We start from the raw sequence: 20,395 nt of genomic DNA, 5'->3' as shown, positions 1-20,395 counted from the left end.
GAGCGACTGTGTGCCGCCCGCACCGGCCCTCGTGGCCGGGGGTCAGGCCCGGACGCTGTCCTTCTCGGGCTCGCCGGCCTCGCCGCTCTCCACGGCCCCGGCGGCCTCGGCCGCCTCGCGCTGGGCCTGCTTCTTCGACGCGATGAGGCTGGTGATCGTGGTGATGACCAGCACACCGCAGATGACGGCCAGCGAGAACGGGATGGAGATCTCGGGGACGTGCACCCCGGACTCGTGCAGGGCGTGCAGCACCAGCTTCACCCCGATGAAGCCGAGGATCACCGACAGGCCGTAGCTCAGGTGGACCAACTTCTTCAGCAGGCCGCCGATGAGGAAGTACAGCTGCCGCAGACCCATCAGCGCGAAGGCGTTGGCCGTGAAGACGATGTACGGGTCCTGCGTGAGGCCGAAGATCGCCGGGATGGAGTCGAGGGCGAACAGCACGTCGGTGGTGCCGATCGCGAGCATGACGACCATCAGGGGGGTCAGCACACGCTTGCCGTTGTGACGGATGAAGAGCTTGGTGCCGTGGTAGCGGTCGGCCACGCCGAACTTCTTCTCGACGGACTTGAGGAGACGGTTCTCCTCGAACTCGTCCTCTTCCTCGCCGGAGCGCGCCTCCTGGATGAGCTTCCAGGCGGTGTAGATCAGGAACGCGCCGAAGATGAAGAAGACCCACGAGAAGCTCGCGATGATCGCGGCGCCGGCGGCGATGAAGACCGCGCGGAGCACCAGGGCGATCAGCACACCCACGAGCAGCACGCGCTGCTGCAGGTGGGAGGGCACCGAGAACTTCGCCATGATCAGGACGAAGACGAAGAGATTGTCGACACTGAGCGACTTCTCGGTGATGAATCCGGCGAAGAACTCGCCCGAGGCCTGGCTGTTGCCGAAGACCATCAGGCCCAGGCCGAACAGTGCGGCAAGGACGATCCAGACCACCGTCCAGATGCCGGCTTCCTTGACCGACACGTCATGGGGCTTGCGCCCGATGAAGAAGTCGACCGCGATCAGGGCGCCCAGACCGAGAATGGTCAGCACCCACAGGGTCACAGAAACGTCCACTGCGCCTCCGGCGTCGTACGGCTGAAGATCAGCCTCGTCGTTGCCGGAGGTCTCTTCCACCCGGGGACGGCCCGGGCCGGCGCCCCGGGATCAGGTGTCCGACCTGTCCGTATTGACGGGTACGCCGCGTGGTAGGGAGTACTCCCCTCCGCACCAAGAACACTACCTGAAGAACCAAGGGAAGGTAAAGAGATAGGTAAAGGAGGTCCAAAACCGCAGGTCAGCGGCGATACGGCCGCCATTGCCCACGGGCCTCGGCCAGCTGCGCGAGCACCTGTCGCAGCACTCCGCTCCCCGCCGGGAAGACCGCCGGCTCGTACGTCCAGGCGTGGCCGACCCACGGATCCGCAAGGTGGTCGTCGGGCACCGGGGTGAGCCGCGTGAGGGAACGCCACAGCGGGTCGAGCACCGGTCCGTAGGCCGCCGCGTCCTCCCGGTCCGCGACCATCAGCAGATGGGTGCCGACCGCCGGCCCCTCGTCGGCGAGGTAGCGCAGCTGGTTGACCGCGCGGTCGTCGAAGCCGTGCGGGAAGTCGTGCACGATCAGCAGTTCCTCGGCGGTGTCCAGACCCGGCGGAAGATCCTCGGACGCACCGGCCCGCAGCGCCATCTGCAGCAGGTCGACCCGCTCGGTGAGCTGGCCCAGGACCGCCGAGACGCCGGCCGCTCCGGCGGCCGGCGGCGCCGCGAGGACGCCCGCCTCGACGAGCGGCGCGAACGCGGCGGCGCCCGCGCCGGCCGCGTCGACGACCCGCACCCGGAAGCCGTCCGCCGGGTGCGCGGCGAGCAGCCGCACCGCGTGCGCGACGGCGCTGTCCAGCGCCAGCCGGCGCAGCTCGGCGTCGTCGAGCAGTCCGGCGGCCTCGGAGTGGCCGCGCCCGGAGTCCACCCACAGGCCCCTGCTCAGCGGCAGCCGGGCCAGGAACGGGATGCGCAGCCCGGTGCGCTCGGGCAGATGGAGGTCGCCGAGCCGGACCGCCATCGGCGCCTCCGTGGGCACCCGGTAGGCCTGCCAGACGGGGCTGTCCCAGCGGGCGTAGGCGGGAGGCAGCGCGGGCTCGACCACCTCGGACTCGGCGGCGAGCTGGGCGAGGTCGCGGTCCAGGGCCTCCTGGGCCCGGGCGGTGAGCTCGTCGTGCCTGGCCTTGGCCTCGGCCCGGGCGGCGTCGCCGGCCCCGCCGATCCGGCTGCGTGGGTCCGACAGGACCCGGTCGAGCTCCTGGTCGAGCCGGGACTCGGCGAACTGGCAGGCGCTGCGGTAGGCGGCGGCACTGCGGGCCAGGTCCTCGAACATGCCCCAGACCTGGTTGTAGAGCCGCTCGTCCATCGACCAGCCGGTGGCGTCCCCGGCGACGGGGGCCGGGTACGCGGTGGGGGCCGGGTCCTGCGCCGGCGGCGGAGCGGCGGCGGGGGCCGGGCGGCGGCTCGGGTGGGTGTAGTCGATGGGGCCGCCGGCGGGAGCCGGGGGCGGGGTCGGCCCGGGCGTCGCCGAGGCCGGGGGCGTCGCCGAGGCCGGGGGCTGCGCCGGGGCCGGTCGGCGGACGCGGTCCGTCTCGGGGACCCGCGGCGGCGGCGCCGCGACCGAGCGGGCCAGCCCCTGGGCGACCGCGTCCAGGACGGAGCCGGCCAGTTCGGCGGGCCGCTCCAGGCCCTGGTCGGCGAGGAGCGCCGCGAGCCCGCCCTCGTACCCCTGGCCGACGGCCCGGACCTTCCAGGCGCCCTGGCGGCGGTAGAGCTCCAGGGCGACCACCGCGGACTCCCGGTCCAGCCCGGTGATCGTGTAGCCCGCTATGCCGGTGCCGTCGGGTCCGGCGACGGTGACGACGGGCGCGACGGAGTTCCCGAAGCGGGTGGGACCGTCCACCCCGACGGGCAGGGCCAGCAGGACGGAGACCCGGTGGACGGTGTCCCGTACCGTCTCCAGGTCGACGGCGAGCCGGTGCTCGGTGGCGGCCTGCCGGGGCACCTCCACCCCGGGCAGCGCGGCGGCTCCGGGGTGGGCGAGGGCCTCGGCCCCCGCGATCCGGCCCTGCTCGTCGCCCAGGGTGGCCGCGGCGACGACCGGATGACCGGCCGACACCCGGATCTCCAGGCGGGTGTGGGGCAGGGGGTGGTTCTGCCCCCGGACCAGCTCGGCGGTCATCTGCTCGGTCTCTCCCTGCGCGTTCCTGTGCTGAACGGGCCCGCTCCGGGCCCCCGTTCCGGGTCCTGCTAGAGGGCCGGGAGGATCGACGGCATCAGGTCCTGGAAGGTGCGCCCGTTGGCCGGGTTGCCCAGGGCCGTCATCTGCCAGCCGTCGCCGACCCGGTGCACCTTGGCCATGATCTGGGCCGTGTACTGGCCGCCGCCGTCCAGGGTGTAGCGGGCGAGCTCCTGGCCGTTGGTCTCGTCCACGAGACGGCAGAAGGCGTTCTGCACTTCCTGGAAGGTCTGGCCGGTGAAGGAGTTCACCGTGAAGACGATCTGGGTGATGTGGACCGGGATCCGCTGGAGGTCGACCAGGATCGACTCGTCGTCACCACCCTGGCCCGCGCCGCCGACCAGGTTGTCGCCGGTGTGGCGGACGGAGCCGTCGTCGCTGACGAGGTGACGGAAGAAGACCACGTCGACCGGCTGCTTGTCGGCGAAGAGGACGGCGGAGGCGTCCAGGTCGATCTCACGCGTGCGCGAGCCGAACAGGCCGCGGCGGGGCGCCGCCTGCCAGCCGAGGCCCATCCGCACGGAGGTAAGGCTCCCTCCGCCCTTCTTCTCCAGGCTGATGGCCTGCCCCTTGGTCATGTTGACCGTCACGCGCTGCCCCTCTCATCGGTGTGAGCAGCACCCTACGCAGGGGCACTGACAACCTGCCCGGACAGGCCCGGTTTTGTGTCGTTCTTGCAACACACCGGGCCGGTCCGTGCGGGGCGTGGGGCGGGCGGGTCAGGCGAGCCCGGCTTCCTTCATCTGGCGCAGTTCCTTCTTCAGCTCGGACACCTCGTCGCGGAGCCGGGCGGCGACCTCGAACTGCAGCTCGGCGGCGGCGGCCTTCATCCGGTCGGTCATCTCCTCGATGATCCCGGCCAGTTCGGTCGCCGGCCGCTCGCCGAGCTCCACGGTCGCCCCCGCCTTCGCGCCCTTGCCCTTCGGGGCGTGGGCGGCGAGCGAGGGGACCGGGGACTTGGCGCCCTTGCCGTCCTTGCCCTGGCGGTAGCCGGTCCCGAGCAGCTCCTCGGTGTCGATCTCCTCGCGCGCGATGGTCGCGACGATGTCGTTGATCTTCTTGCGCAGCGGCTGCGGGTCGATCCCGTGGGCCGTGTTGTAGGCGACCTGCTTCTCGCGGCGCCGGTTGGTCTCGTCGATGGCCTGCGCCATCGCCGGGGTGACGGTGTCCGCGTACATGTGGACCTGGCCGGACACGTTGCGCGCGGCGCGGCCGATGGTCTGGATGAGTGAGGTGCCGGAGCGCAGGAAGCCCTGCTTGTCGGCGTCGAGGATGGCGACCAGGGAGACCTCGGGCAGGTCGAGGCCCTCACGGAGCAGGTTGATGCCGACCAGGACGTCGTACTCACCGGCCCGCAGCTCGCGCAGCAGCTCGATGCGCCGCAGGGTGTCGACGTCGCTGTGCAGATAGCGGACCTGGATGCCCAGTTCGAGGAAGTAGTCGGTGAGGTCCTCGGCCATCTTCTTGGTGAGCGTGGTGACCAGGACCCGCTCGTCCCGCTCGGTGCGCAGCCGGATCTCGTGCACCAGGTCGTCGATCTGGCCCTCGGTGGGCTTGACCACGACCTCGGGGTCGACGAGGCCGGTCGGGCGGATGATCTGCTCCACGAAACCGTCCGACCGGGACAGCTCGTAGGTGCCGGGGGTGGCGGACAGATAGACGGTCTGGCCGATCCGCTTCTGGAACTCCTCCCACTTCAGGGGCCGGTTGTCGAGCGCGGAGGGAAGCCGGAAGCCGTGGTCGACGAGGGTGCGCTTGCGGGAGGCGTCGCCCTCGTACATGGCGCCGATCTGCGGAACGGTGACGTGCGACTCGTCGATGACGAGCAGGAAGTCCTCGGGGAAGTAGTCGAGGAGGGTGTTCGGCGGGGAGCCGGGCTCGCGTCCGTCGAAGTGCATCGAGTAATTCTCGATGCCGGAGCAGGAGCCGATCTGGCGCATCATCTCGATGTCGTACGTCGTCCGCATGCGCAGCCGCTGGGCCTCCAGCATCTTGCCCTGCTTCTCGAGCTCCTTCAGCCGCTGCTCCAGCTCGCGCTCGATGTCGTTGACGGCCCGCTCCATGCGCTCGGGGCCGGCGACGTAGTGGCTGGCGGGGAAGATGTACAGCTGCCGGTCGTCGCTGATGACCTCGCCGGTCAGCGGGTGGAGGGTGGAGAGTGCCTCGATCTCGTCGCCGAACATCTCGATGCGGACGGCGAGCTCCTCGTAGACCGGGAAGATCTCGATGGTGTCGCCGCGGACCCGGAAGGTGCCCCGGGTGAACGCCACGTCGTTGCGCGTGTACTGGATGTCGACGAAGCGGCGCAGCAGCTGGTCGCGGTCGATCTCGTCGCCCACCTTGAGGGCGACCATGCGGTCCACGTACTCCTGGGGCGTGCCGAGACCGTAGATGCAGGAGACCGAGGCGACCACGATCACGTCGCGGCGCGTCAGCAGCGAGTTGGTCGCCGAGTGGCGCAGCCTCTCGACCTCCTCGTTGATGGAGGAGTCCTTCTCGATGTAGGTGTCCGACTGCGGGACGTACGCCTCGGGCTGGTAGTAGTCGTAGTACGAGACGAAGTACTCGACCGCGTTGTTCGGCAGGAGCTCGCGGAACTCGTTCGCCAGCTGGGCGGCGAGGGTCTTGTTCGGCGCCATGACCAGGGTGGGGCGCTGGAGCTGCTCGATCATCCAGGCCGTGGTCGCCGACTTGCCGGTGCCGGTGGCGCCGAGCAGCACGACGTCCTTCTCGCCGGCGCGGATGCGCCGGTCGAGCTCGGCGATGGCCGCCGGCTGGTCGCCGCTGGGCTGGTAGGGGCTGACGACCTCGAAGGGCGCCACCGTACGTTCGATGTGGGAAACGGGCCGCATGGATCCACCGTACGACCCGGCACTGACAGCCGGAGGGTGATCGGCCCGGCGCCGGTTCGTACGGGGCGGCTCACCAGTCCTGCGAGCGGTACGCGTCGCGGTGGGCCGCCCTGCGGCCGGTGCGGGCCGCGGGCCGGGCGGAGGACCAGTTCGCGGGCTCCCCGTAGGCCGGGGCGCGGCGCGGGGCCGGCACGCCGGGGGCGCCGTGGCGGTAGCCGCCGCGGGCGCTGGGCTTCTGCCAGTCGGGCTCGCCCATGACGAGCAGCGGGTCGAACATGACCACGACGGCGGCGAGCAGCAGGAAGACGGCCGGTCCGACCAGCATCGGCAGCAGCAGCGAGGTGGCGCTGTCGCCGGTTCCCGTCGGGGCGGCCGAGCCGTGCAACTCGACGTCGACGGCCGCCATGGCCGTGTAGTGCATGCCGCTGACCGCGAGGCCCATCACCATGCTGGCGCCCAGGCTGGCCAGGAAGCCGTGGACGGAGACGGCGGCCCACAGGGCGGTGGTGGCGGCCACGACGGCGATGACGACGGACAGCGCGACGGTGAGGGTGTCGTACTGGATCTGCCCGTGCAGGCGCATCCCGGCCATGCCCAGGTAGTGCATGGTCGCGACGCCGAGGCCGGTGATGGTGCCGCCCGTGACCAGGGTGAGCGCGGTCGCGCCGCGGTATCCGACGATGAAGATGCCGATGCCGACCATGACGACGGCGACGCCCAGGCTGGCGAAGGTGATGGGCCGGTCGTAGGTGATCGGGGCCTGCCGGACGGAGAAGCCCATCATGGCGATGAAGTGCATGGTCCAGATGCCGGTGCCGATCGAGGTGGCGCCGAGGGCGAGCCAGCCCGCCTTGAAGGTGTCGTCATGGCGCAGTGATCTGGTGGTGCAGCGCAGGCCCAGTGCTCCGCCCAGGCAGGCCATGAGAAAGGCCGCCAGCGGCGTGACGAGTCCGTAGCTGAATCCGTCGACCGTGCCCTGCATGAGCGTCCGTCCTCCACCCTGGTACAACGTCGTCCGAAAACAGTCGGTACCGCTGAGTAGTGCTACCGGATTATGGCGCCCGGTGCGGCCCTCCGGCCACGGGGTCCGCGAATTGATCCGCCGGGTTGTCGGTGCCGGGTCGTACGGTGACGGCATGGAGCATGAGAAGCCGGTGACGGAGCGGTCGGCAGGCCGGGTGGAGTCGGCGGGCCGGGTGGAGTGGGCGGTGGTGCCCAGTGCCATCGGGCCCCTGCTGCTCGCCGCGACCGACCGGGGTCTGGTGAGCGTGGTCTTCCACGTCGACGAGCGGGTCCGGGAGCGGACGCTGGAGCGGCTGGCCACGGCGTTCGGCGGGGAGCTCGTGGAGAGCGCGTCGGGCCGGCTCGCCGAGCCGATCAGGCAGCTCGCGGCGTATTTCGACGGGGGCCTGCGGAGCTTCGACGTCAAGCTGGACTGGACGCTGGTGACCGGATTCAACCGTCAGGTGCTGCGCGAGCTGGCGGACGGCGTCCCCTACGGGACGGTGGTGGGGTACGGGGACCTGGCCCGCCGCGTCGGGCAGCCCGCGGCCGCGCAGGCGGTGGGCGCGGCGATGGGGGCGAATCCGCTGCCCCTGGTGGTGCCCTGCCACCGGGTGGTGGAGAGCGACGGTGGGATCGGCGGCTTCGGCGGCGGTCTGGAGACGAAGCGGAGACTCCTGGCCCTGGAGGGGGTCCTGCCGGAACCGCTGTTCTGAGCCGGCGCGGGCCGCGTCGGCGGGGCGGTGGACGGCGTGCGATCCGGACGTTCCCACCTGGTGGGATGGCTGGCACTATGCGTCAGTGACCCACACGCCCGACGCTCCTGACGCTCTCCTTTCGACCGCGATATCCGGCCCCGTCTCCCCCGGCGCGCTGCCGGCCCTGCGCCGCCGTATCCAGGCGGTGCTGATCGCCACGCAGATCCTCGGCGGACTCGGCATCGCCATCGGCATCGCCCTCGCCGCCGTCCTCGCCAAGGACGTCAGCGGTACGGAGGCACTGTCGGGCCTCGCGTCCACGGCCGCCGTCGCGGGACCGGCGCTGCTCGCGATGCCGCTCGCCTCGCTGATGACCCGCCGCGGCCGGCGCGCCGGGCTCGTGCTCGCCTATCTCGTCGGCGCCCTGGGCGCGGGGGTCGTCGTCCTCGGCGCGGTCCTCGACAGCTTCCCGGTGCTCCTGGTCGGGCTCGTCGGCTTCGGGGCCGGTTCCTCGGCCAATCTCGCCGCCCGGTTCGCCGCCGCGGACCTCGCCGAGCCGGACCGGCGGGCCCGGGCGATCTCCACGGTGGTGTGGGCCACCACCATCGGCGCCGTCCTCGGGCCGAACGTGGCCGCCCCCGCCGGCGCGAGCGTGGCCGGTCTCGGCATACCGGCCGCGACCGGGCCCTTCGTCTGGGCGTCCGGCGTGTTCGTGGTCTCCGCGGTCATGGTGTCCCTGCTGCTGCGGCCCGACCCGCTGCTCACCGCCCGGGAGCTGGCCGGCCCCGAGGAGGCCGCCGCTGCCGACGGGCGCTCCCTGAAGGCCGGCATGCGGGCGGTACGGGAATCCTCCCGCGCCCGGCTCGCCCTGGTGACGGTGGCCGGCTCGCACACCGCGATGGTCTCGATCATGTCGATGACCCCGGTCGCGCTCAGCCACCACGGCGCGGGGATCCGGCTGATCGGCCTGGTGATCAGCGGGCACATCGCCGGCATGTACGCCTTCTCGCCCGTCATGGGCTGGCTGTCCGACCGCCTGGGACGGCTCGCGGTCATCGGGCTCGCGGTGGCCCTGATCTCCGTGGCGGCCCTGCTCGCCGGCACGGCCGGAGCGAGCCACGGGCAGGTCGCCCTCGGCCTGTTCGTCCTGGGCCTGGGCTGGTCGGCCGGACTCGTCTCGGGCTCGGCCCTCCTGACCGACTCCGTCCCGACGGCGGCCCGGGCCGCCGTCCAGGGCCTCTCGGACTTCATCATGAACACCTCGGCCGGCATCGGCGGCCTGGCGGCCGGGCTGATCGTCTCCCAGGCGGGATACGGCTGGCTGAACGTGGTCGGGGCCTGCCTGCTGCTGCCGATGACCCTGCTGGCGGTGCGGGGCGCGGTGCGGCGGACCTGAGGTCCGGGGCAGGGATCCGGCGTCAGGGATCCGGGCGACGGACCTCGAACCTCGGATGCCCGAGATCCGGGAGCCTGGGTCCCCGGCCCGGGCCGGCCCGGCTCCCCTCACCGCGGCACCACCGGGGACGTCGCCCCCGCCACCAGCCGGCGCGGGGCTCCCGTGCCGTCGGCCGGCACCGTCCACACCGCGCCCTCGTAGGCGTAGGCCACGGTGTCGGGTCCGGTCCAGGCCGCCTGGTCGTCGACGGAGCGCGTCTCGGCGAGCGGGTGCTCGCGCAGGGTGGCGAGGTCGAGGACGTGAAGGCGCCACGGTGCCCGGGGGTCGGTGGAGACCTTCTTCTTGTAGGCGACGCGGGTCCCGTCCGGCGACAGCGACGGACATTCGACGTTCTCCTTCAGCGCCCGCGCCGCCCATTTCCTCAGATCGCCCTCGACCAGGTACGTGTGCCCCTGGGTGGCGACCGTGGCGTAGAAGCGGTTGTCGTCCCGGGCGAAGGTGACGCCCCAGTAGTTGACGTCCGGGGCGTGGTGGCGGCGCCCGTCCAGGGTGAGCGGGATCTGCTCGATGCTCTTGATCAGATAGCCGGTGCGCAGGTCGAGGATCGAGGTCCGGGTGGAGAACGCGGAGGTGGCGTAGGAGTCGCCGCTCGCGAAGGTGGTCCAGGCGAGCACCCGGCCGGAGGCGGAGACCCGGGCCCGGTTGGGGATCCCCGGCAGGCTCATCCGGCGCACTTCGCGCAGCTTCCGGTCGAGAACGAGGACGTACGACCGGGTCGGCACCCCGGGCCGCAGCTGCAGGCACAGCGCGGTGTCCCCGGCGGCGTGGAAGCGGTCGCAGCGGGGCCCGAGCGCCACCCGGGCCCCCGGCGCGCCCGGCTCCTGGCGGGCGACCCGGCCGGTGGCGGTGTCGCGGAACCAGAGCGCGCCCGGGGAGCCTGCGTCGAGGGTGAAGCCGGCGTCGGCGGTCGCTCCGGCGGCGTCGGAGCGACCGCCGGCGGCGCGCAGCGTGTACGCGGTGGCCCCGCCGGCGAGCAGCAGGACACCGAGCACCAGCGCCCAGAGGCGGCGCCGGCCAGGGGCGGTCGGTGCGGTCATGAGGAGGGCTCCTTTCCGGAGTACGGCTCGGATCCGGAGGACGACGCGGATCCGGAGTACGACGCGGATCCGGGGGCGGGCTCGGACCCCGAGGCCGGCTCGGACCCGGAGTACGACGCGGCTCCGGAGGCCGGCTCGGACCCGGAGTACGGCTTGGGTCCGGAGGACGGCTCGGCCTCGGAGGCCGGCTTGGGTCCGGAGGGCGGCTCGGACCCGGAGGCCGGCTTGGGTCCCGAGGGCGGCTCGGCCTCGGAGGCCGGCTTGGGTCCCGAGGCCGGCTCGGACCCGGAGGACGGCTCGGACCCGATGGGGATACCGAACCCCGAAGGCTCTCGCCCCGGTCCTGACGCCGGCTCGGCCGGCAGCAGGCGGCTCGCGCCGGACAGGGCCGCGGCCAGTCCGGTGAGGGCGAGGAGGAGTGCGGTCCTCGGCCCCCACAGGGTCCAGGCGGCGCCGAAGCCGGCCGCGGCGCCCACCTTCGCGAGGGCCTGCGCGGTCTGGACGAGCGCGAGTCCGCTCGCCCGGCGCCCGGGCGGCAGGAGCGGCCCGGTGAGCGCCATCAGGACGCCGTCGGTGGCGGCGTAGAAGACCCCGAGCAGGAGCGGGACGCCGACGAGGAGCACCGCTCCGGGCACGGGGGCCAGGAGCAGTCCGAGGGCGAGGAGCAGAGCCCCGTGCCCGTACAGGAAGGGGCGGCGGCGCCCCACGCGGTCGGCGAGCCGCCCGGCCGGCACGGCGAGCAGCAGATAGGCCGCGGAGGCGCCGAGCGGCAGGAACGGGAACCAGGTGGCGGCCAGTTCGGTCCGCTGCTGGAGCAGCAGGTAGAGGAAGGCGTCGCCGACGGTGGCCGCGCCGAGGAGCGCGGCGCCGAGCACGACCCGGCGCACGGCGGGCAGCCGGAGCGGTGCGGCGAGGTCACGCACCCGGTGGGTGGTGGCGCCCGTCGGCTTGCGCCGTCCGCCGGGGACGAGGACGACGAGGAGCAGCACCCCGAGCAGCCCGGTGCAGAAGCTGACGACGAAGACGGCGTCGTACGCGTCGGCGGTGGCCCACAGGAGCGCGAACGCGGCCAGGGGGCCGAGAAGGGCGCCGGTGGTGTCCATGGCGCGGTGCACGCCGAAGGCGCGGCCGAGGCCGTCGGGCGGGCTGTCGAGGGTGATCAGGGCGTCGCGCGGGGCGGTGCGGATGCCCTTGCCGAGCCGGTCGGCGGCGAGGGCGGCGGCGATCCCGCCGGTCGCGCCGCCGGCGAGGAGCAGCCCGAGCCGGGAGCAGGCGGAGAGCGCGTAGCCGATGCCGGCGACCGCCTTGTGGTGGCCGCCGCGGTCGGCGGCGTGGCCGCCGGCGAGCCGGACGAGGGCGGTGGCGCCGGTGAAGAGCCCGTCCAGGAAGCCGAACTGGAGCGGGGTGAGGCCGAGGCCGACGACCAGGTAGAGCGGCAGGACGGCGGTGACCATCTCGGAGGAGACGTCGGTGACGAGGCTGACCGTGCCGAGGGCGAGGACGGTGGCGGAGACGCGCCGCCGCGCCCCGGAGGGGGCGGGCGACGCGTCCCGGCGACCGGTGGTCGCGAGGTACATCAGTGGCAGGTGTAGGTCGGGCCGGTGTCCTTGACCTGGCCGTCGGTGCCGACGTACTGCCAGGTGTAGGTGGTGTCGGTGAGGTCGAGCTTCAGCACCCCGTACGGGCCGCTGATCCGCTTCTGGCTGTTGGGCTGGACGGTCTCGATGGGGTACGGCTCTGCGCCGCCCATGCCGCCGACGATCTCGACGATGCCGTCTGCGGTGGCCCGGCCGTCGGGGTCCTGCGGGGCGAAGCGCTCGTAGTGGTGGTCGTGCCCGTTGAGGACCAGGTCGGCCTTGGCGGCGTAGAGGATCTGCCAGACGGGCTTGGAGACGGGGTCGTTGCCGTGGCCGCCGGAGGAGTAGAGCGGGTGGTGGAAGTAGGCGGCGACGCAGCCCTTGGTGGTGCGGGCGAGGTCGTCCTTGAGCCACTGGATCTGGGCGGGGTCGTCGAAGGAGTTGGAGTCGAGGGCGAGGAAGTGCCAGTTGCCCTCGTCGTAGCTGTAGTAGGGCTTGCCCTGGGGGTAGGCGATCGCGCCGAAGTACGCCTTGTAGCCGGCGAGCGAGCCGGCCGGGTCGTACGTCTCGTGGTTGCCGGGGACGGGCCGGGTCTTGGCCTTGAAGGCGCCCCAGGTCTTGTCGTAGTAGTTCCGGTAGTCGGACAGCCGGGCGTCGTCGTACTGGTTGTCGCCCATCGTCAGATAGAACTTCGGGTCGATCCGCTGGGCCTGCGCGGCCGTCTTGGGGTGGGCGCAGGAGCTGCTGGAGGCGGTGCACTGCGCGGCGATGTCACCGGCGGCGACGACGGTGAAGGAGCCGGTGGTGGGCGGCGGGGTCGTGGGCGGCGGCGTGGTGGGCGGGGTGGTGCCGTCGGGCGTCCCGTAGACCTCCATCTCGTAGAGGGAGTAGCCGTACGAGGTGCCGCGGGCGGTGCCGTAGACGCGGACGTGGCGTCCCTTGCCGTTGAGTCCGGTCCAGTCATCCGTGCCGCCGTTGCCGGCGGTCTCGGTGGCGAGCGTGGTCCAGGTGGTGCCGTCGGCCGAGATCTCGACGCGGTAGGCCTTGCCGTAGGCGGCCTCCCACTTGAGCCGGACGCGGGAGACGACGGCGGCCGCGCCGAGGTCGACGCGCAGCCACTGGGGGTCGGAGCCCTCGGCGCTGGCCCACCGGGTGGACGTGTCGCCGTCGAAGGCCTTGGCGGGGGTGAGGGTGGCGTCCTCGTCGGAGGACGAGGTGGCCGCCTTGCCGCGGGAGAGGAGCGGGTCGGCGGCGGCGGCGCGGCCGGTGGAGGCGAGGACGAGGCCGCCGGTGACGAGCAGGACGGCGGCGAGGAGCAGGGACAGGGTGGTGGTGCGGCGCGGTGGGGCGGAGGCGTGCAGTTGCATACCTGTGACTCCCTTGCCTGGGAAGGGTGAGAGCTGGGCACCGGTGCGGGCAGCGCGGGCCGGCCCCTGGCGGCGTGCGCCACGGGCCGTGCGCGTGCACGGCGGCCGGGTCAGAGCTCTCACTGAGCGCGTCACGCCCGCCCCCCGGAGGACCGGGAAGCGGGCGCCGCGCCAAGCCGCCGCCCGGGATGCTAGCTGACAGGAAAGTTTCCTACCAGACCTCGTGCGCCTCCGACCGCGCCGCCTGCCGCGGCTTCGACGGCACCTTCCGGCGCACGACGGCACGTTTCCCGGTGATCCCGGAACTCGCCTTGTCCCGGGCCGACTTCAGAGGCTGATGTGGTACGCCTTGCGCAGGGTCTCGTGCACGGTCCAGGTGGTGCGGTCGCCCTCACGCAGCACGCAGGCGTCGCCGGGACCGATCTCCAGGGTCTCGCCACCCTCGACCTCGACGGTGGCACGGCCACTGACGACGACGAAGAGCTCGTCGGCCTCGGTGTCCGTGACCACGCCGGGGGTGATCTGCCAGATGCCGCGGATCTGCTTGCCGTCCTCGGACTCCCACAGCACCTTGCCGGTGACCTCGGGCTCGCCCGAGACGATCTGGGCGGGGTCGAGCGGCTCGGCTTCGAGCTCGGCATCGGGGATGTGGACGGCGAACGAGGGCTTCGCGTGAGTGGTCATGGGCGGTGACTGTAGCGGGCCGCGGGGGCCTCGTACGGGGTGGGACCCGATGGAACCAGGAGCTCCGTTTCCCGCTGCGACCAGGCACTTCTCCGGACCGCTCGACGCGACGGAATCCGCAGCGGGGCTTTGCGGCCGGACCGCGCCGCGCACGGCACCCCGGAGGTGCGGAACCCGTCGGCGAGGCACCGATTCCGCACCCGTCCGCCCGTCCGCACGGCGAGGCGGATCCCTGCCGAACGGACGCGAGCCCGTCCGCACGGCGAGGCGGATCCCTGCCGAACGGACGCGAGCCCGTCCGGACGGGGAGACGGATTCGGCCATCCGGGCGCGAGCCCGTCCCTCGATGTGCCGAAAACCGTCCCCCGCCCGGGTGTCGCCCTGGCACAAAGCCGCTGCTCCGGGGCAGCGCCTTTGGTGGGCCCAATGTCGGTCCCGGGGATTGCGTCGCGTCCGCTGACAGGCGGGCCGCGGGGGCGTCACACTCCCCGCACGCACCATCGCAGGACCCCTTCCCGCTCCTCCCCTCCCCACCCCCACCCGGACAGGAGAGTGCGATGCCCCCCACCCATCTCCGCGCCGTCGTCCTCGGCGCCGCGGCCCTGCTGGCCGCCGCCACGACCGTGCCCGCCGCCTCGGCCGCGCCCGTAGCCGCCGCCCCGGCGACCGCGGCGACCACCGAGCCCGCGCCCGGCGCCGCGTACAAGGCCGCCCACGACACCCTCGGTCCGCAGCGCCTGACGCCGGCCCAGTGGCGGATCACCGCCGCCAAGGAGTCCGACGCGCAGAGAACGTACGAGCGGGCCATCACGCTAGGCGCCTCGGGCGCCCTCACCGGATACAAGCTCTCCGGCGCGATCCACCAGTCCCAGAAGACGTCCTACTGGTGCGGCCCGGCCACCCTGGTGATCGCCCAGTCCGCCCACGACGGGGTCGGCGGCCGCTCGCAGCAGGACGCGGCGACGCTCCTGAAGGCGAACACGAACGGCACCGCCTGGTACGGCGTCGACATCAACGTGCCCGGCCCGACCGGATACCCGATGGCGGACGCGCTCAACTACCGCCTTCCCGGCGCCGGCTACGTGCCGAGGGCGCTCGCCTACACCCCGACCGCCGCCGACAAGGCCACCTTCCGGCAGCACATCACGCACAACACCGACAACGACTACGCCATCGCGGGCAACGCCTGGGAGGTGCCGGGCGGCCCCCACCTCGTGGGGCACCCCAACATCGAGATCTTCCACTGGGTCGCGATCGACGGCTACAACACCGACACGGCCGCGGCGCAGGTCAACTACCTCGACCCGGTCGGCGGGGTGAGCACCGGCGTCATCTCGTGGGCCGGTTCGGTGCCGAAGTCGGCGCACATCTCCTCCGACACCATCACGACGATCATGGGCGGCCGTGGGTACGTCTGGTAGCCGACGTCCCCGGACGGCCCTGCTCCTCCCGGTCCCGCTCCTGACGGGCGCCCTGCTGCTGGCGGGGTGCTCGTCGGGCGGGACCGACGGGCCGCCCGCCCCCACCCGTCCGCCCACCCGCACGCCGGTGCGCGCCGCGGCCTGCGAGGTGGCGCTGCCGGCCGCCTGGCGCTCCGCGTTCGCGACGGGCGAGTACCGTCCGCCGGCCGGGGAGCGGGCGGTACTCACGGAGGCGGGCCCGGGCTGGACGGCGCTCCAGCTGACCGGCTCCGAAGGGCGCGCCGGCCCCGGCGGGCGGCGCGCCGTCCTCGTCCGCGGCGGCGAGGCGACCCCGCACACCCTGCTGCGGTTCGCCGACCCCGTCGAGCACCAGCTGCTCGCCGCCGACTTCGACGGGCGCCGCTGGGCGGCGTTCGCCGTCCTGGAGGGCCGGACCCTCGACAGCCCGTGGAGCCTGTACGTGGCGGACCTGACCGGCGGGACCACCCGGCGGCTCGCCCGGTCCGACCGCCCCGGTCCGCTCCCCCGCCCCGTCGTCCGCGACGGGACCGTGCTGTGGGCGCAGGGCACCGACGCCGGGAAGGCCACGGTGTTCGCCGCCCCGGCCGGCGGCGGGCCCGCGCGCGCGTGGCACACGGGAGTCCTCGACACGCCGTTCACGGCGGGCGGCCTCCTGGTGTGGCGCGAGGCCGACGGAGACCACACCCGGCCGGCCGCGGTCTCCCTGCGGGACGGGCGCCCGGCCGCGCTGCCGCCGCCGATCGCCGCGCTGCGCGACATCCGCGCCCTCGTCTCCGACGGCACCACCTGGGCGTGGGTGGCGGGCGAGGCGGCACCACGGCTCATGGTGTGGCGTGCGGGCGAGGCCGGGCCCACGGCCGCCGTGACCGGCTCCCCCGCGGTGGACGGCATGGACCAGCTGCGGATCGCCGGGCGGCTCGTCACCTGGCGCACCCCGGAGACCTCGTACGCCCTGGACCTCGACTCGGGCGCGTACGCGCGGATCACCCCGGCGTACGGCTACGCCACGGCGGCCGGGAACGCGCTGGCCGTCGCGTTCAGCCTCGGGAACGCCAAGACGACCGGTGCGCGGCCGGTGATCCAGGTCGTGGACGCGGCCCGGCTGCCCGGGCTGCCGCGCTGTGGCTGATGTCCGCCGGTGAGGTTTGCGGGGCGGGTGGGCGCGCCAGAGATCCCCCATGTCCACACAGGTGTCCGAAGAGGTACGGGAGGCGCTCCACGAGGGGCGCCCCGTCGTCGCGCTGGAATCGACGATCATCGCCCACGGCCTGCCCCGCCCGCGCAATCTCGCGGTGGCCCGCGAGCTGGAGGCCCTGGTGCGGGACGGCGGCGCCGTGCCCGCGACCATCGCGGTCCTCGACGGCGTCGCCCGGATCGGCCTGGACGAGGCGGGTCTGACCCGGATCGCCGAGGACCCGACGGTGCGCAAGCTCGGCCACCGTGACCTGGCACCGGCGATCGCGACCGGGACCACCGGGGCCACGACCGTCTCGGCGACGGCCTGGCTCGCCGACTCCGCCGGCCTACGGGTCTTCGCGACCGGGGGCCTGGGCGGGGTGCACCGCGAGTGGGCCGAGACCCAGGACGAGTCCGCCGACCTGCGGCTGCTCGCCCAGGTCGGCGTCACCGTGGTGTGCGCGGGAGTGAAGTCGATCCTCGACGTGCCCGCGACGCTCCAGCGCCTGGAGACCCTGGGCGTGACCGTCGTCGGCTACGGGACGGACCGCTTCCCCGGCTTCTACCTCTCCTCCTCCGGGGAGCCAGTCGACTGGACCGTGGGGAGCCCGGAGGGCGTGGCCGGGGTGATGCGCGCCCGGGACGCGCTCGGCGGACCGCGCTCGGCGCTGGTCGTCGGCAATCCCGTACCGGCCGGACAGCAGCTCGATCCCGCGCTCCACGACCGCGTCCTGGCGGCGGGCCTCGCGGAGCTGCGGGAGAAGGGGATCACGGGGCAGGCCGTGACGCCGTTCCTGCTGGAGTACCTGACGGTGCACACGGACGGGGCGTCCCTGGAGGCGAATCTGGCCGCCGTGCGGGGCAACGTGCGGCTCGCGGCCCGCATCGCGGCGGCCGACCGCGGCCGGGCGTGACCGGGCCCGGCGCGCTGCTGGTCGTCGGGGACGTCGTCACCGACATCGTGGCCCGGCACCGCACACCGCTCGCTCCCGCGACCGACACGGCGGCGGAGATCCGGACGCTGCCGGGCGGCGCCGGGGCGAACGTGGCCTGCTGGGCGGCGCGTTCGGGCTGCCCGGACGTGCGGATCCTGGCGCGGGTGGGCACCGACTCGGTGTCCTGGCACGACCTGGCGCTGCGCCGCGCGGGCGTCGTGCCGACGCTCGTCCCCGATCCGGACGCGCCGACGGCGTCGGTGATCGCCCTGGTGGGCGCGGACGCGGAGCGCACCTTCCTGACGGACAGCGGCGCGGCGCTGCGGCTCGCCCCCGGCGACTGGAACCCGGAACTGCTCGACGGGGTCGCCCGCGTGCACCTGTCCGGCTACCTCTTCTTCGCCGCCCCCAGCCGCGAGACGGCCGCGCGGGTGCTGAGCGACGCGGCCGGGGCGGGCGTCCCGGTGAGCGTGGACCCGGCCTCGGCCGGCTTCCTCGCGGACCTGGGCGCGGCGCCCTTCCTGGCCGCCGTGGACGGCGCGGAGTGTCTTCTGCCGAACGCGGACGAGGCCCGCTTCCTGACCGGCCTCCCCGACCCCGCGGCGGCCGCGGCGGCCCTCAGCAGGCGCTTCCCGCTGGTCGCGGTCACCCTCGGCGCGGAGGGCGCCGTCCTCGCCCGCGAAGGGCGCGTGACGGCCCGGGTGACGGCCCCGCCGGCCCGCCCGGTGGACTCCACGGGCGCGGGCGACGCCTTCACCGGCGCCTTCCTGGCGGCCCGTGTGACGGGCGCGGACCCGGTCCGGGCGGCGGAGTCGGGCTGCCGGGCGGGCGCGCGAGCGGTCACGCGGGTGGGCGGGCGGCCCTAGGACGGGGGCGGGTTACGGGGTGGGGCGGTTCGGGGGCCCGATCAGCCCGGGCAGCCCCCACCCCCGTCCGCCTCGACCCGAGCCGTCCCCGGCCCGGCCCGTCGTCCCAGGCCCGGTCTGTCGTCCCCGGCCCGGTCTGTCGTCCCAGGCCCGGTCTGTCGTCCCCGGCCCGAGCCGCCCCGCCTAGTCCCGGAAGCCCGTCCAGGCCGGCCGCCTGGCGTCGTCCGCGCGGATGACCGCGTCGGCCGTGTCGGTGGGGCCGACCTCCTGCTCGTACCGCCTGAAGGCCGGCAGGGTCCAGGGCTGGTCGGTGCCGCGGGCGAGTGCGCCGGGCGAGAGGCGCAGGTGCAGCTTGAGGTCGAAGGGGTACCAGTGGCCCAGCAGGAACGGCCCGTGCACCACGAGGACCCCGCCGGGCGGCAGCGGTACGGCGGGGCTGCGGGTGGCCCGGTCGGTGACGGGGTTCCACAGGTCGGGCAGCACCTTCCCGCTGCCGCCCGGCTCCAGCGGTCCGAAGACCTCCCGCCACAGCGCCCCGGTGTCGTACCAGTCGGTGTAGAAGGCGTCGGGGTCCTGCTTGCCGTGCTCGAAGCGCAGCGAGGCCGGCCGCAGGAAGCCGCCGGTCGCGACCACGAGCACGGACCGCCCGCGCAGCCTCAGCGCGTCGGCGATCCGGTCGGCGAACTCCGCGCCCGGCGCGACGGGCGCGCCGTCCACGCCCACCTTGAGCCAGTCGCTCCCGTCGCCCGGCCCGGCCCGGTCGACGCGGTCGGCCACGGCCTCGGCGAGGCGCTCCCAGCTGATCGCTTCGAATCGCATCCGTCCATCCTGCCGCACGGGCTTGACCTTGCCGCTGACGGCAGGGTTCGACGATCGGCGCATGGACGACAGCACGCAGCAGCAGGGCACCCGTCGGACCGGTCGCGTCGTGGTGGTCACCGGCGCGGGCACCGGGATCGGCCGGGCCACGGCCCGCGCCTTCGCACGCCAGGGGGCGAAGGTCCTCGCCGTGGGGCGCAGGCCGGAACCGCTCGACGGGACGGCGGCGGACTTCCCGGGCATCCGGCCGCTGGTCGCGGACGTCACGGCGCCGGGCGCGCCCGAGGAGATCGTGCGCACGGCGGTGGACACGTACGGCCGGCTCGACGTCCTCGTGAACAACGCGGGCATCGCCGGCGGCGGCCCCCTCGGCACCCTGGGCCGCGACGTGATCGGTACGCTCCTGGAGACGAACCTCGTCGCCCCGGTCCTGCTCACCCAGGCGGCGGTGCCGGTTCTCGAGGCGTCCGGGGGTGTGGTCGTCAACGTGACGACCACGATCGGGCAGCGCGGCTGGCCCGGCAACTCCGTCTATCCGGCGACCAAGAGCGCCCTGGAGACGCTGACCCGCTGCTGGGCGGTGGAGCTCGCACCGCGCGGCGTACGGGTCGTGGCGGTCGCGCCGGGTGCGATCGAGACGCCGATCGCCGACCACATGGGACTCGGCCCGGAACGGCGGAAGGCGCTGCGGGACTGGCAGTTGGCGCACATCCCGCTGGGGCGGATCGGTCGCCCGGAGGAGGTGGCCTGGGCGATCACCGCGCTGGCCGCTCCGGACGCCGGGTATCTGACGGGCACCGTGCTCCCGGTCGACGGCGGTGCGCTGGTGTCGTGATACGACTGCGCGAGGAGGTGGGGGTCCTTGCGCATCGGTGAACTGGCCCGGCGGACGGGGACGACGGCGCGCGCGCTGCGCCACTACGAGCAGGCGGGGCTGATCTCCTCGGAGCGCGCGGCCAACGGGTACCGGGTGTACGACGAGGGTGCCGTGGTCCGTGTCGCCAACATCCGTTCCTTCCTGTGCGCGGGCCTCACCCTGGACGACGTGGCCGTGTTCGCCGGCTGCCTGGACGGGGACGCGCCCGCGGCGGCGCCCTCCGTCCGGGGCCTGGAGATCGCCCGGGAACGGCTCGCGGTGCTGGAGGCGCGGATCGCCGCGCAGACGGCGGCCAGGGACCGGCTCGCCGCGGCCCTGGCCGCCGCCGGCGGGGCCCGGACT

General features: G+C 73.8%; 16 protein-coding genes and 2 pseudogenes. 8 read left to right on the top strand and 10 right to left on the bottom strand.

Annotated features, from left to right (window positions below; genetic code table 11):
• Window positions 1–42: 42 nt before the first annotated feature.
• The 5 genes from ACIRQF_RS25365 to ACIRQF_RS25345 all read right to left on the bottom strand — a co-directional run bounded on the left by ACIRQF_RS25365 (window position 43) and on the right by ACIRQF_RS25345 (window position 7,099).
• The gene (locus tag ACIRQF_RS25365) at window positions 43–1,065 is read right to left on the bottom strand and encodes a TerC family protein (protein WP_404095265.1); all 1,023 of its coding nucleotides are present in this window, start codon (window positions 1,063–1,065) and stop codon (window positions 43–45) included.
• Between the two features lie 220 nt (window positions 1,066–1,285).
• Complete coding sequence (locus ACIRQF_RS25360; protein WP_404095262.1) at window positions 1,286–3,208, bottom strand: TerD family protein; 1,923 nt, start codon at window positions 3,206–3,208, stop codon at window positions 1,286–1,288.
• A gap of 68 nt (window positions 3,209–3,276) precedes the next feature.
• Window positions 3,277–3,855 (bottom strand): TerD family protein, encoded by a 579-nt coding sequence (locus ACIRQF_RS25355; RefSeq protein WP_376629653.1) that lies wholly within the window; start codon window positions 3,853–3,855, stop codon window positions 3,277–3,279.
• Between the two features lie 129 nt (window positions 3,856–3,984).
• Complete coding sequence (gene uvrB / locus ACIRQF_RS25350; protein WP_376629651.1) at window positions 3,985–6,117, bottom strand: excinuclease ABC subunit UvrB; 2,133 nt, start codon at window positions 6,115–6,117, stop codon at window positions 3,985–3,987.
• A 70-nt stretch (window positions 6,118–6,187) separates the two neighbouring features.
• On the bottom strand, window positions 6,188–7,099 hold the full coding sequence (locus ACIRQF_RS25345; protein ID WP_376629649.1) for an MHYT domain-containing protein: 912 nt from the start codon (window positions 7,097–7,099) through the stop codon (window positions 6,188–6,190).
• 154 nt (window positions 7,100–7,253) lie between these two features.
• Here ACIRQF_RS25345 and ACIRQF_RS25340 point away from each other — a divergent pair, with 154 nt between their 5' ends.
• Together ACIRQF_RS25340 and ACIRQF_RS25335 are read left to right on the top strand one after the other, a co-directional pair.
• Complete coding sequence (locus ACIRQF_RS25340; RefSeq protein WP_404095257.1) at window positions 7,254–7,835, top strand: methylated-DNA--[protein]-cysteine S-methyltransferase; 582 nt, start codon at window positions 7,254–7,256, stop codon at window positions 7,833–7,835.
• An 85-nt stretch (window positions 7,836–7,920) separates the two neighbouring features.
• Entirely contained in the window at window positions 7,921–9,213 is a 1,293-nt protein-coding gene (locus ACIRQF_RS25335) for an MFS transporter (protein WP_404095255.1), read from the top strand.
• 107 nt (window positions 9,214–9,320) lie between these two features.
• Here the strand turns inward: ACIRQF_RS25335 and ACIRQF_RS25330 are convergent, their stop codons facing one another.
• The 4 genes and pseudogenes from ACIRQF_RS25330 to ACIRQF_RS25315 form a co-directional block, all read right to left on the bottom strand.
• Window positions 9,321–10,310, bottom strand: coding sequence for a TolB family protein (locus ACIRQF_RS25330; RefSeq protein WP_404095253.1), 990 nt, complete (start codon window positions 10,308–10,310; stop codon window positions 9,321–9,323).
• A 350-nt stretch (window positions 10,311–10,660) separates the two neighbouring features.
• Window positions 10,661–11,887, bottom strand: a pseudogene (locus ACIRQF_RS25325) (MFS transporter); the annotation flags it as partial.
• Window positions 11,887–13,254 carry a discoidin domain-containing protein gene (locus ACIRQF_RS25320; RefSeq protein ID WP_376629639.1) on the bottom strand — a complete coding sequence of 456 codons (1,368 nt, stop codon included), beginning with the start codon at window positions 13,252–13,254 and terminating at the stop codon, window positions 11,887–11,889. The pseudogene ACIRQF_RS25325 and the gene ACIRQF_RS25320, both read right to left, overlap by 1 nt.
• Window positions 13,255–13,581: 327 nt before the next feature.
• Window positions 13,582–13,938 (bottom strand): cupin domain-containing protein, encoded by a 357-nt coding sequence (locus tag ACIRQF_RS25315; RefSeq protein WP_404095250.1) that lies wholly within the window; start codon window positions 13,936–13,938, stop codon window positions 13,582–13,584.
• Between the two features lie 557 nt (window positions 13,939–14,495).
• Between ACIRQF_RS25315 and ACIRQF_RS25310 the strand changes: the two genes are divergently transcribed.
• The 4 genes from ACIRQF_RS25310 to ACIRQF_RS25295 are packed head-to-tail and all read left to right on the top strand — an operon-like array spanning window position 14,496 to window position 18,357.
• Entirely contained in the window at window positions 14,496–15,359 is an 864-nt protein-coding gene (locus ACIRQF_RS25310) for a hypothetical protein (RefSeq protein ID WP_404095247.1), read from the top strand.
• On the top strand, window positions 15,343–16,509 hold the full coding sequence (locus tag ACIRQF_RS25305; protein ID WP_404095244.1) for a hypothetical protein: 1,167 nt from the start codon (window positions 15,343–15,345) through the stop codon (window positions 16,507–16,509). Before ACIRQF_RS25310 ends, ACIRQF_RS25305 begins: the two co-directional genes overlap by 17 nt.
• Window positions 16,510–16,558: 49 nt before the next feature.
• Window positions 16,559–17,470, top strand: coding sequence for a pseudouridine-5'-phosphate glycosidase (locus tag ACIRQF_RS25300; protein WP_404095241.1), 912 nt, complete (start codon window positions 16,559–16,561; stop codon window positions 17,468–17,470).
• The gene (locus tag ACIRQF_RS25295; RefSeq protein WP_382480760.1) at window positions 17,467–18,357 is read left to right on the top strand and encodes a carbohydrate kinase family protein; all 891 of its coding nucleotides are present in this window, start codon (window positions 17,467–17,469) and stop codon (window positions 18,355–18,357) included. The genes ACIRQF_RS25300 and ACIRQF_RS25295 overlap by 4 nt, the downstream gene beginning before the upstream one ends.
• A gap of 183 nt (window positions 18,358–18,540) precedes the next feature.
• Here the strand turns inward: ACIRQF_RS25295 and ACIRQF_RS25290 are convergent, their stop codons facing one another.
• The gene (locus ACIRQF_RS25290) at window positions 18,541–19,176 is read right to left on the bottom strand and encodes a uridine kinase (RefSeq protein WP_382483007.1); all 636 of its coding nucleotides are present in this window, start codon (window positions 19,174–19,176) and stop codon (window positions 18,541–18,543) included.
• 61 nt (window positions 19,177–19,237) lie between these two features.
• Between ACIRQF_RS25290 and ACIRQF_RS25285 the strand changes: the two genes are divergently transcribed.
• Together ACIRQF_RS25285 and ACIRQF_RS25280 are read left to right on the top strand one after the other, a co-directional pair.
• Complete coding sequence (locus ACIRQF_RS25285) at window positions 19,238–20,011, top strand: SDR family NAD(P)-dependent oxidoreductase (RefSeq protein ID WP_404095238.1); 774 nt, start codon at window positions 19,238–19,240, stop codon at window positions 20,009–20,011.
• A gap of 27 nt (window positions 20,012–20,038) precedes the next feature.
• A pseudogene (locus ACIRQF_RS25280) lies at window positions 20,039–20,392 on the top strand (MerR family transcriptional regulator); the annotation flags it as partial.
• Window positions 20,393–20,395 lie beyond the last annotated feature (3 nt).

This window comes from Streptomyces sp. NPDC101191, assembly GCF_044767915.1.
Taxonomy (GTDB): domain Bacteria; phylum Actinomycetota; class Actinomycetes; order Streptomycetales; family Streptomycetaceae; genus Streptomyces.
Note: the sequence above shows the minus strand (reverse complement) of the source record. Positions and strands in the feature narration are given on the sequence as shown.